The organism is Desertivirga brevis (assembly GCF_017355835.1).
In genome coordinates this window covers 80457-92862 of sequence record NZ_JAFEWF010000015.1, presented here as the reverse complement: position 1 = coordinate 92862, position 12406 = coordinate 80457, and the positions used below count along the sequence as shown (strand labels likewise).

7 protein-coding genes are annotated in these 12406 nt (G+C 42.1%); all 7 read left to right on the top strand.

Features of this window, described 5'->3' with window-relative positions; all coding sequences use genetic code 11:
- Positions 1-162: 162 nt before the first annotated feature.
- Genes J4N25_RS25740 through J4N25_RS25710 form a run of 7 tightly spaced genes read left to right on the top strand, consistent with a single transcriptional unit; the run spans position 163 to position 12259 of the window.
- On the top strand, positions 163-1485 hold the full coding sequence (locus tag J4N25_RS25740) for a sugar porter family MFS transporter (protein WP_207424772.1): 1323 nt from the start codon (positions 163-165) through the stop codon (positions 1483-1485).
- Between the two features lie 29 nt (positions 1486-1514).
- Positions 1515-2435, top strand: a complete 921-nt coding sequence (locus tag J4N25_RS25735; RefSeq protein ID WP_207424771.1) for a carbohydrate kinase family protein — start codon at positions 1515-1517, stop codon at positions 2433-2435.
- Between the two features lie 22 nt (positions 2436-2457).
- On the top strand, positions 2458-5532 hold the full coding sequence (locus J4N25_RS25730) for a SusC/RagA family TonB-linked outer membrane protein (RefSeq protein ID WP_207424770.1): 3075 nt from the start codon (positions 2458-2460) through the stop codon (positions 5530-5532).
- 20 nt (positions 5533-5552) lie between these two features.
- Complete coding sequence (locus tag J4N25_RS25725; protein ID WP_207424769.1) at positions 5553-7244, top strand: RagB/SusD family nutrient uptake outer membrane protein; 1692 nt, start codon at positions 5553-5555, stop codon at positions 7242-7244.
- A 39-nt stretch (positions 7245-7283) separates the two neighbouring features.
- A complete protein-coding gene (locus J4N25_RS25720; RefSeq protein ID WP_207424768.1) occupies positions 7284-9233 on the top strand; it encodes a glycoside hydrolase family 32 protein in 1950 nt (649 codons plus the stop codon).
- Positions 9234-9264: 31 nt separating this feature from the next.
- Entirely contained in the window at positions 9265-10650 is a 1386-nt protein-coding gene (locus J4N25_RS25715) for a DUF4960 domain-containing protein (protein WP_207424767.1), read from the top strand.
- Positions 10651-10690: 40 nt separating this feature from the next.
- Positions 10691-12259: a glycoside hydrolase family 32 protein gene (locus J4N25_RS25710; RefSeq protein WP_207424766.1), complete on the top strand. Its 1569-nt coding sequence runs from the start codon at positions 10691-10693 to the stop codon at positions 12257-12259.
- Positions 12260-12406 lie beyond the last annotated feature (147 nt).

Here is a 12406-nt window from a genome sequence, read left to right as displayed (position 1 = left end):
ATCATTATAGAAGAAATATCGGGAATTGGCAGTAAAAAGCTATTTTTTTAAGCGTATTACATGCTTTTTTACCCGGATTGAATACTTAATCAAATTGAAACAGAATTGGACGCTGCCGGGAAGCCGACAACCTAATTTAGGAGCCGTAAACCTAATTTAGTTATGCGAAAAAATTCTGTTATTGCGTGGTCACTGGTGGTGGCTTTAGGAGGGTTCCTGTTTGGTTTTGATACGGCGGTTATATCGGGTGCTGAAAAATCAATCCAGGCGTACTGGAACCTTAATGTATTTGAACACGGACTCACAGTGTCTATTGCCTTAATAGGAACTGTTCTTGGCTCCTTACTTGGCTCTATCCCTTCTGATAAATTTGGCCGTAAAAAGACCTTATTTCTCGTTGCCGCACTTTACTTGCTTTCTTCTCTGGGCACCGCTTTGGCAACTAACTGGTTTGTTTTTCTGGCCTTTAGACTATTAGGAGGTTTTGGTGTGGGGATATCATCGGTAACCGCTCCTATTTATATATCGGAAATATCCCCTGCAAATTCCAGAGGCAGGCTCGTGGGATTGTTTCAGTTCAATGTTGTTCTGGGCATCCTGATTTCTTACTTATCAAATTATATTATCGGACAGGGTGGAGATGGATCATGGAGGTGGATGCTTGGTATACAGGCTGTACCTTCCGCTATTTTTTACGTTCTAATTTTCCTGGTGCCTGAGAGCCCACGCTGGTTAGTATTACATAAGGATAGAAAAGAGGAAGCACTTGCTGTATTAAAGAGGATCAATCCACTTAACTGCCATGAAGAGCTTGCTTCAATCTCGAACGCGCAAAAAAGTCACAAGTCGAACGAGAAACTACTATCGAAGAAGTACAAGTTCCCGATTACACTAGCTGTATTATTCGCAATATTTAACCAGGTGTCGGGAATCAACGCTATCATTTATTACGCTCCCCGAATTTTTGAAATGGCTGGATTAGGAGCTCATACTTCCCTGCTTTCTACTGTGGGTATCGGGATGGTTAACTTTACCTTTACTTTGATAGCCATTGGCTTTATTGACAAAATTGGGAGAAGAACACTGATGCTTATTGGTTCCATCGGATTGATCCTGTCTCTCGGGCTAGTTTCCAATACTTTCTTCTCAGGCAACTTCAGTGGCATGGCTATAACTTTCTATCTGATGATCTACATTGCCTTTTTTGCGTTCTCTCAGGGAGCTGTAATATGGGTATTCATTTCCGAGATCTTTCCAAATGAAGTTAGAGCAAAAGGTCAAACGCTAGGCAGTTTTACACACTGGATTATGGCAGCTATCGTTGCTTTCAGCTTTCCATATTTCGCTGAAAAATTAGGTGGTGGTACAACTTTCATGTTTTTCAGCGCTATGATGGTGCTGCAGTTGCTATTTGTATGGCGCTTAATGCCTGAAACGAAAGGAAAGTCGCTTGAGCAGATCGAACATAATATGATGATGCATTAATTCTATTAAAAACAATATACATGCAAGAAATGAAACGAAAAGTAGTATGCTTCGGCGAAATCCTATGGGATAATCTTCCAACAGGAAAGAAGCCTGGTGGGGCTCCAATGAATGTAGCTTATCATTTGAATCAACTTGGAGTTGAAAGTACCCTGATAAGCCGTGTTGGAGATGATGCTAATGGTCGTGATATATTAGATTTTTTAAGGTCAAAAGGATTGTCTACTAATCATTGTCAAATAGATGCCAGCTATCCTACCTCAACGGTTGAAGTTGTGATCGGTGCAGATAATGAGGTCTCCTACGATATTGTAGAGCCGGTAGCATGGGATTTTATCGAAGTAAGCGATGAACTCGATTCTCTTGTAGCTGAAGCTGATGCTTTTGTTTTTGGAAGTCTTGCTGCACGTCGTACAGTTTCTTTTAAATCTTTGAATTCACTTTTGGAAAAGGCGAAATACCGGGTTTTTGATGTCAATTTACGCGAACCTTATTATTCTCCTGATATCCTTACCCTGCTTCTGCGCAAAACTGATGTCCTGAAATTGAACGTTCACGAGTTAAATCTGCTTAGCAGCTGGTTCAGTTCTTCATGTTCAAAAGAGTGGGATAAGATCAACTTGCTGCAGGAGGAATTTGGGATAGAGGAAATAGTAGTAACGAAGGGGAGTTCGGGTGCTTCTTATTATACCCGGCACGCGCAGTGCAATTACCCGGCATATAAAGTGAAGGTGAACGATACTGTCGGTAGTGGCGATTCTTTTCTCGCCGCATTTTTATCGCAAAAACTAAAAGGTGAAAGTATTGAAGGTATTTTAAGTTATGCTTCGGCATTAGGTGCCTATGTAACGATGCAATCGGGTGCTTGTCCCGATTATAAAAAGTATGATTTGGAACAATTTATATGGAGAAATGAATTAAGCGTAACGAGCCAATTCTTAAGCAAGTAAAAACTAATTAACCAATTAAATCATGAGAAAACTTTTATTAATTATTCCATTGATCATGGCTGTTCTGGCCGCCTCTGGGCAAGAGCGAAAGATCACCGGAAAGCTAACAGAGAAAGGAAGTGGTGCTCCCATTATCGGAGCGTCGATTGTAAATGAACAAACAAAGAAAGGGGCTAATACAGATGTTAATGGTGTATTTAATATTATAGCACAAACGGGAGAAACGATAAGGATCACCTATATAGGTTTTGAATCGCTTACTTACCGGGTGGGAGCAAACGACAACACCTTAAGTCTAAGCCTTCAGGAAAGTGTTGCCAGCCTGGAAAGCGTAGTGGTTACAGGTTATCAGCAGGAGAGGAAAAAAGACCTTACAGGCGCTGTTGCAGTAGTGGATGTGACGGATATGAAGAAGCAATCAGTCGCAAATCCGATGAAAGCATTGCAAGGCCAGGTTGCCGGGGTTTATATTACTGGTAATGGCTCTCCAAGCTCGCCAGCTACAGTTCGTATACGCGGTATAGGTACTTTGAATAATAATGATCCTCTGTATGTTATTGATGGAGTGCCGACTAAAGCGGGAATGCACGAGCTGAACCAGGCCGACATCGAATCTATCCAGATTTTGAAAGACGCTGCATCTGCAAGTATCTATGGATCCAGAGCTGCAAACGGAGTAATTGTAATTACTACAAAACGCGGAAAGAAAGGCTCTCTTCAGTTGAATGCAAATGCCTATACATCCCTTTCAAATTATAATTCACGTACAGAAATGCTTGATGCAGAAGGATATGGTAGAGCGTTGTGGCAGGCTAGTATTAACAGTGGCGCAACTCCTGATAATAATAGTATTCAATATAAATTCGATTGGGGAGTTGATCCTGCTTCAGGCCAGCCAACACTTCGCAAAGTATTGATACCAGAGTACCTTGACGCTAATCAAACTATACGGGCTTCCAATACAGACTGGTTTGACGAAATTTCAGAAACAGGCGTTATTCAAAACTACGATGTATCTGTCTCAAATGGTACTGAAAATGGCAACTACCTCTTATCTCTTGGTTATTTTGATAATAAAGGCGTGATCAAAACAAATAGTTTTGATCGTATCTCTGCGAGGCTGAACTCAGATTACAGGTTATTTAAGGGCAAGTTAGTCCTTGGTCAAAACTTGAGTTTCAATAAGACAAATGAAGTTTCGACAACACCATTGAACGAAGCTATGCAAGCTCTACCAATCATTCCTGTTCATACAGTTGACGGTATTGGTTGGGGCGGTCCAATCGGTGGAATGAATGACAGACAGAATCCGGTAAGACTGTTGGAGGATAATAAACAGAACGGATACGACTATACACGCTTGTTTGGCAACTTCTATGGCGACCTTTCATTGGCAAAGCACCTGAAGTTTCGTAGTAATTTTGGTATAGACTATGGTAACTATACTGCTAGAAGATGGCGTAAAGCCTATCAATCTGGTTATTTGAATAATCCGGTGAACAGACTCGAATCAAACCAGAGTCACAATGTAAGAACTACCTGGAGTAATACTCTGAATTATAACGCTGTCATTAAAGATCATCGTATAGACGCTTTCGCAGGAACGGAGCTAAACACGGAAAACTTGAATAGCTTCTGGGCCTCAAGGGAGAGCTTTGTAGTAGAGGACCCTGATTTCATGTACCTTGATGCCGGAACAGGAACAAAAGATAATGGAGGTAGCGGTGCTAAGAATGTGCTGTTTTCTTACCTCGCAAGGGCAAATTACTCCTTCAAGGATCGTTATTTGATCTCCGGAACTATCCGTTATGATGGATCTTCCCGTTTTGGTCAGAATAATCGTTTCGGCGCCTTTCCTGCATTCTCTGCTGGATGGAGACTGAGTGAAGAGGGGTTTTTCAAGAAGTTAGGATCGGCGTTCGATGATCTGAAGTTGCGTTATAGCTGGGGTAAAGTAGGTAATCAGGAGATTAATAACAATGCCATCTTTGGCCTGTATGTAACCGATTACAATACTACAGCTTACGATTTGAATGGAAATAAGAGCGGTGTCCTTCCCTCTGGCTATAAGCTTATCCAAAACCCTAATGCCGACCTTCGCTGGGAGGCTACGACAAATAGTAACTGGGGTGTTGACTTTTCTTTGTGGTCGCAAAAGCTTTACGGTAGCGCCGAGTACTTTACGAAAGAAACTTCCGATATCCTTTTATTGCCGCCGTACATAGGGGTGCTGGGAGAAGGTGGAAACCGTTGGGTGAACGGCGCATCAATGGAAAATAAAGGCTGGGAGTTTATGCTGGGGCATAGAAGCTCTTTGGGGAAAGACTTGAAGTTAGATCTTAACGCGAATTTTGACCGGATTAGGAATAAAGTAACAAAGCTTCCTGCTGAAGTGGTAAACGCTTATGGTGGAGATGGGAGAGGACAAAATATCCTCGGTTACACACTTGGTTCTCATTTTGGCTATGTAGCTGACGGCTTGTTCAGATCTCAGGCCGAAGTAGATGCTCATGCTAACCAGAATGGAAAAGCGCCGGGAAGGATCAGGTATAGTGATTTGAATAGCGATGGTGTGATCAATGATTATGACAGGACCTGGATAGGCAATCCTCTGCCAAAGTTCAACTATGGTTTTAATGCTAATATAAACTACAAGAATATTGACTTTTCTTTCTTACTGCAGGGAATAGGTGATGTAGATGTAGTTAATGGCTTTAAATACCATACTGATTTCTGGAGTGTTTCTGAAACAGGCTCAAATAAAGGAACGCGTCTGCTTAACGCATGGACTCCTGCTAATCCGGGTTCAGATATTCCAGCTTTATCACTTACAGATAATAACTGGGAGGGCAGGTTCTCTACTTATTATATTGAGAACGGATCTTATCTGAAGCTTCGGAACGCTCAGCTAGGTTACACATTTAAGAAGCAGGCTGTGAGCCGGATCGGTCTGCAATCACTTCGCCTGTACATTGGCGGAGACAACCTTGCCATCCTTGCGAAATCTACGTCGTTTACCGGGATAGATCCTGAGAATCCGGGCTTTGGATATCCTAATCCTATGGTGATTACTGCCGGTGCAAACATTCGTTTATAAAACTAACCAAAGAAATTAAGATGAAAAGATATTTGATTTTGAGCACCTTATTCGCGGTGCTGCTTACAGCTTGTCAGGAGAAGCTGGACGTTGAACCTAAAGGAGTTTTAAGTGAAGACCAAATTTCTACACCTAAGCAAGCGGAAGGATTTGTTATAGCAGCATATTCCCAGCTAGGAAATGACGAGATCAATCGGGCTTTTAGCATGTACCAGTACGGAAACGTGAGAGCTGATGATGCATATAAGGGAGGAAGAGGTACAGACGATGGTGACGTATTTCATTTTATGGAGACTTTTGTGAACTCGAGACCGGATCAGTGGAACTATGATGCCATTTGGTTTAATGCTTATATCGGAGTTCGCCGCGCCAACGAGGCTTTACGGATCCTAAATAAATTTACAGAAAGTGAGTATCCTCTGGTGAATACCAGGAAGGGAGAGGTGAGGTTCTTGCGCGGATATTGGTATTTCATGCTAAAGAACTTGTTTAAGAACATTCCGTATATTGATGAAACAGTTCCGGCTGAAGAGTATAAGAATATCCTGAACAATAACCTTAGTAACGATCAGTTCTGGAATAAAATAGCTGAGGACTTTGAATTTGCAACAACGAATCTTCCTGATGTTCAACCACAGATAGGCAGAGCTAACCAAATAGCAGCGTATGGATTTCTTGCAAAAGCAAGATTGTACCAGGCTTATGAGCAAAATGAGAAGCATGAGGTGGTGAAGATCAACAGTGAGCGACTTGAACAAGTGATCGCTGCGGCAGATAAAGTGCTGACTTCACGTTATAAGCTTCAGCCTGATTTCGCAAATAACTTTCTTCCGGGACCATTCGAAAATGGTGTGGAAAGCTTGTTCGCCGTTCAGTTCTCTACAGATGATGGTGTGGGAAGAGGCAGGGTGAACTATGGAGATATGTTAACAGTACCGCAGGGATTAGGCTGTTGCGACTTCCAAAAGCCATCTCAAAACCTTGTGAACGCCTTTCGTACAAATGCTGACGGATTACCACTTTTTGATAATTATAATAGTTCTGATGTTAATTTTAGTCAGAATACAGTTGATCCAAGACTTGATCACACCGTTGCACGCCCTGGAAATCCATGGAAATACGACCTGAATGAGGTATTTACTGAGGGATGGAGCAGATCTCCCTCTGTTTATGGTTACTATAATTCCCTTAAGGAGAATGTTACCAGGGATCAGTTGATCAATTATGATCCGTTCTACGGAAACACAAAGCCGCGGATACTTTTGCGTGTTGCCGACGTGATGTTGTTTAAAGCTGAAGCCTTGATTGAATTAAACCGTCAGAACGAAGCTCTTCCTTTAATTAACGAATTAAGGAACCGTGCTGCCAATAGTACTGCTAAGCTTGTTAATAAAGACGGGGCAGCACAGGCAAACTATAATGTAAAACCTTACGTACCTGGCGTAAATGTTACCTGGACCCAGGAGAATGCAAGGAAGGCGTTACGTTTTGAAAGACGTTTGGAAATGGCGCTGGAAGGTAGCCGGTTTTTCGATCTGATCAGATGGGGAGTAGCAGAGCCTGTTATGAATTCTTATCTCAACACTGAAAAAACGAAGAGGGACTTCTTGAAGGATGCGCGTTTTACTAAAAGCAGGGACGAGTATCTTCCTGTACCTCAAAACCAGATCTTCTGGAGTGAAAATAAATACATTCAAAATCCCGGCTATTAGAATGATGGGGGTGACACCCCATTGTTAAATCTTAATTAGATGAAATCACTAGTATTTGGATACTTTATCTTGATTGTGCTGATAGTTGGTGCAACTCATGTTAATGCTCAATATTCTGAAAAGTACAGGCCTCAATATCATTTTAGTCCTGCAAAGGGCTGGATGGGAGATCCGGATGGGCTGGTGGTTAATAATGGCAAGTATCACTTGTTCTGGTGGGGGCATGCTGTATCTGAGGACCTGGTGTTTTGGAAGGAGTTACCCTACCCAATGAAAGGCGGCGATGGCAACTTCTCTTACTTCAGCGGTTCTGTGATCGTTGATAAGAATAATACGGCAGGTTTCGGAAAGAATAGCATGATCGCGTTTTATACAAGGCATCTTCCGGGTGATAGTTTACCTGAAGCACAGGCCATTTCCATAAGTACTGATGAAATAAATTTCAATTATTACCCGGAAAATCCTGTTTTGGACATTAATAAGATCTTTTTCAGAGATCCACAGGTTTTTTGGCACTCGAAAGATCAGAAATGGAAAATGATCGTGGCCCTTTCTGCAGAACATAAGATACATATTTATGAATCTTCAGATGCAAAGAAATGGACCTTTTGCAGTGAATTTGGCGAAATAGGGGCTAAAAGCGCGTTTTGGGAATGCCCTGATCTCTTTCAGGTAAGCATCAAAGGAAATCCTTCGGAAAAAAGATGGATGTTGATGATTGGAAGAGGACCGAATCGTGTTCAATACTTCGTTGGAGATTTTGATGGAAAGAAGTTTACTACAGATCCGGAAACAGAGGCGTATTTAAAGAGCGGGAAGGGTATTAGTGGTCGGGTTTTTCAAGATTTTGAAGGTAATATTACCACTCAGGGTTGGGTGATAAAGGGTGATGCTTTCAAATCTCGAAAGTTAGATTCAGACTCAAGTCACCATTTAGGGGAGACCTACCTCAGCTCAGCAGATAAAAAGCATGCTGTGGGCCAGGTTCGTTCTCCAGCCTTTCGTATTGAAAAAAATGCAATCAACTTTCTTTTAGCTGGAGCAGATAAACCAGAGGCTTTAAGTATTGATCTGCTGGTAAACGGAAAGGTGGTAAGGACAACAAGCGGACAGGGCTCAGGCGCACTAAAATGGAACGGTTGGGATGTGTCGGGGCTGGTAGGAAAAACAGCAGTAATACAAATAAAGGATGCTTCGACTGAAAAAGAAGGCTATCTCACTGTAGACCACATAATTTTCTCCGACCAGTTATGGGATTATAAACAGGAGCATGCCCTGTGGATGGATTATGGGAACGACTTTTATGCTACCCGTACATGGAGAAATTACGACAAGGTGCAGGATTCGGTGATTGCTATTGCCTGGATGGGTAACTGGGATTACGCTGGAAAAGTTCCCTCTAGCTGGGGGAAAGGTTTTCAATCCATTCCAAGGGTATTTGAACTGAAACGAGTAAATGGTAGATATCGATTGGTACAAGCACCTGTTCCCGCACTTCAAAAATTGAGAAACAATTTTCAGGAGAAGCAAAACCAGCGAATTGATACTGAGAGGAGTGATCTGTTTAAGCCTAAAAAGAATGTGTATGAACTTGAACTAACTTTCAAGCCAGGTAATGCAAGTCGTTTTGGGACGGATCTGCTGGTGGGAGAGGGGCGAAAACTCCGCCTAGTCTATGATACAAAAACCGCCCAGCTGTGTATGGACAGAACTGCTTGTACTGATTTTACTTCCGATAGTCAATTCGCCTCCGTATTTGCAACAAAGATGAAGGCACCGGTGCCTCTCCAGCAAGGGCTATTGAAACTAAGGATATTTGTAGATCAGGCTTCGATAGAGGTATTTGCAAATGATGGAGAAGTGGTATTGAGCGCACTGACGTTTCCTTCTGAAAATCAGCTAGGCGTTTCTTTCTTCTCTGAAGGCGGTAATACCTTTCTTCAATCGCTCAAAGCCTGGGAGATGACATCTATCTGGAATAAGAATTAACAAAGTATTTAAACCAGTAATTAAACCAAATATGTTAAATAAATATTTTACTTCAGCACGGGTTTCTTTCGCTGCTGCCATGATAGCAGCAATCTTCTCCGGTTGTGAGAAGGAGGAGAACTCTAATTTTTCTATTGATGTTCCGGTGGAACTAACTTCTTTCCGGTTAAATGGAACTGAAGGAGTTATTGATAATAAAATTGGTGATATTAAAGTAGATCTTCCTTTTGGAAATACGCTTACGGCTTTGGAAGCGAGTGTTGATCTTCCCGCAGGGGCAACAATTTCGCCGGACCCCACGACAGCTGTAAGTTATGCTCTTCCGGTAAGCTACAGAATTGTTAATGGCAATCTTTATAAGAACTACAAGGTAACCGCCCGGGTTCTAAATCCTTTTCTAGGATTTACAGTAAACGGAACTAATGGAAGTATTGACGATGTAGCGCGTAAGATTACTGTATTAGTGCCCGATGGTACGAATTTAACTGCAGTTAATCCTCAGATTAGTCTTTCTTCGGGAGTAATAATCAGCCCCGCAGCAAATGCTACTGTTAATTTTACTAACCCGGTTGAATATACTGTCAACGGTGCAAATAATGTTTCTGTAAAATATACAGTGACTGTGAAAGAGAAATCAAACGCAAAAGTTTATGCTTTCCTCGGTACTGCTAATTCCAGAGCGGCTATCGTTAATGAAGATGAGAAAGCAGCGGCTAACTGGTTCTTTTCAAAGTATCCCGATGGAGTATACTTGTCGTTTGGAAGTATCCAGGCAGGTGCGGACTTAAGTGCTTATTCTGTTATCTGGTGGCATAATGATGCTTCTATGGATCTTCCATCCATAGCGTCTAACACATCAGTAGTAGACAAATTGAAGGCTTATAGAAACAATGGAGGAGCTTTACTGCTAACTACTTTCGCTGTAAAGTATCTCGAAGTTTTGGGCATTATTCCTTCAGGAAAAGGTCCTAACAACATCTTTGGCGATTTTCTTCCCGGCGGTTTTATTGATGCAAATAACGACTGGGGAATATCATTTAGAGGAAAAGAGAACCATCCCCTTTACACCGGCATTCAAACGTATCAAACTGGAAAGGCTAATTTCCTGGAAAGAGGAACTTACCGTCTTAATCACACTGCTTGGTGGTTTTTACCGGAGTGGGGAGGTTATGGAAATGCGGCAACCTGGAGACAACAAACGGGAGGTATTAATCTCGCAAGTGAAGCTTGGGACGACAGCTTAGACGGAAGGGTTGCTATTGCTGAATTTCCAGGAACAGCGAATTCCGGAAAGGTACTTACTATTGTATTTGGAGCTTATGACTGGTTCAACGAGAATGGAAGTCCATCCAATGCATTTAAAACCAATATTGAAGTTTTGACAGACAATTCCTTCAAATATCTTTCTGGCAGATAGGCATTTCGGCCTCTGAAAAGAGGCCGATAATTTTACACTTATGATTCTAAGAGATTTAGTTGCGGTATTGATTATTACAGCCGTTACCGCTTGTAGCAAAAAGAATGAGACGCCGGGTGCAGGTCCCGATACGGGCGGGAGTAATACAGTTAAGGAAACGGGAATCTTTCCAAAGCCGCCTACGGGTTTTTGGGGGACAACAAACCCAATGGTAAGTACCGGATGGGTTGGTGATGTGATGCCCTTTTACGATAATGGAAAGTTTCACATATTCTTCCTGCATGATGCAACTGATGGGGAGAAGGCTAAGAGTGAGGGACAGCACCCAATACATAAGTTCACTTCAACTGACCTTGTTAAGTATAGTTACGAAGGGGAAATGGTGCGTTACGGGAATGTGAACTCCGCGGAGCACCTTATCGGGACCGGCTCTGTTTTGAAGTATAAAAACGAATACTATTTCTATTATACCGGGCATAATGGAAGTCCTGGTTGGACTGCCTTAAACCCTCGGGAAAACGTTCTCAAAGCAACAAGTACAGATCTATCTAACTGGACAAAAAATACAGGCTTTAAACTTACCGCTTCACCAGGCTACACAAGCAATGACTTCAGAGATCCATATGTGTTTTTCAACGAGGAGTTCAACGAATACTGGATGCTGGTAAGTACCCGGAGGAATGAAAAGGGTGTTTTAGCAAGATATTCTACCGATGATCCTTCCAAGGATAATTGGGTATTAAGGGAGCCGCTTGAGGTGGAAGGGGATTATTTAATGCTGGAGTGTGCGGATATATTTAAGATGGGTAGCCAGTATTATATGTTTTTTGCCGAAGATTGGAGTGGTTCGCCTGGGACAAGGTACAGGGTTTCAAGTTCTACTGCAGGACCATGGAGAAAGCCTGAAATTGGGTCGGATATGCTGGATGGACATAGTTTCTATGCTGGTAAAACAGCATCAGATGGGACAAACAGGTATTTATTCGCCTGGAACCATCGTCGTAATCCCGAAACAGATGCCGGAAATAGAACCTGGGGCGGCAACCTCGTTGTTCATCAGTTAACGCAGAATGCAAATGGTAGTCTGGGAGTAAAGTCACCGACATCTGTAGGTGCGACTTTTTCAAAACAAGTGGAATTAAAAGGATTGGCTTCGATGGGGACGGTTTCCAGTTCAAGTAATGCTATTACAGTTGACGGTGGTTCTTCTGCATCTATAAGAAGTTTTGAAAAAGTTGGACTATCCTTGAAAATAAGGACCACTATTAGCGTTGAAAAAAGTACAGGAGTAGTAGGATTTGTTTTCAATGCTGCCCAAATCGGAAATCCTACCTATAAAATCCTCTTCGAGCCTGCTAGATCCAGGATAGCCGCTTATAATATTATAGGTGGTATTTCAAATGAAGTATCAAGAGTTCCCTTCTCAGTACAAGCAGGATCCTCGTATTCAGTAGATATCCTTATTGATGGCTCAACTTGTGTTTTGTATGTGGATGGAAAAGTTGCCTTAACAAATCGTATCTATTCGATAAGTGATAACCCTTGGGGAATAATAGCCGAGGGAAATAAAGGCGTATTCTTTAACATGAGTATCTGGAGGCCGATCTAGTCTGTGATAGGGTGCGGTACCGCTAGTATATCGGTTGTTGCGCCCTCAAATCAGGAATCAGGCTCTCGGAGGTTATGCTCAGGGCTTGGATAATAAGCCTTAAATAATACAGCTTCCAGCAGAGAAGCTGTAAAACAAAAGTTCGAC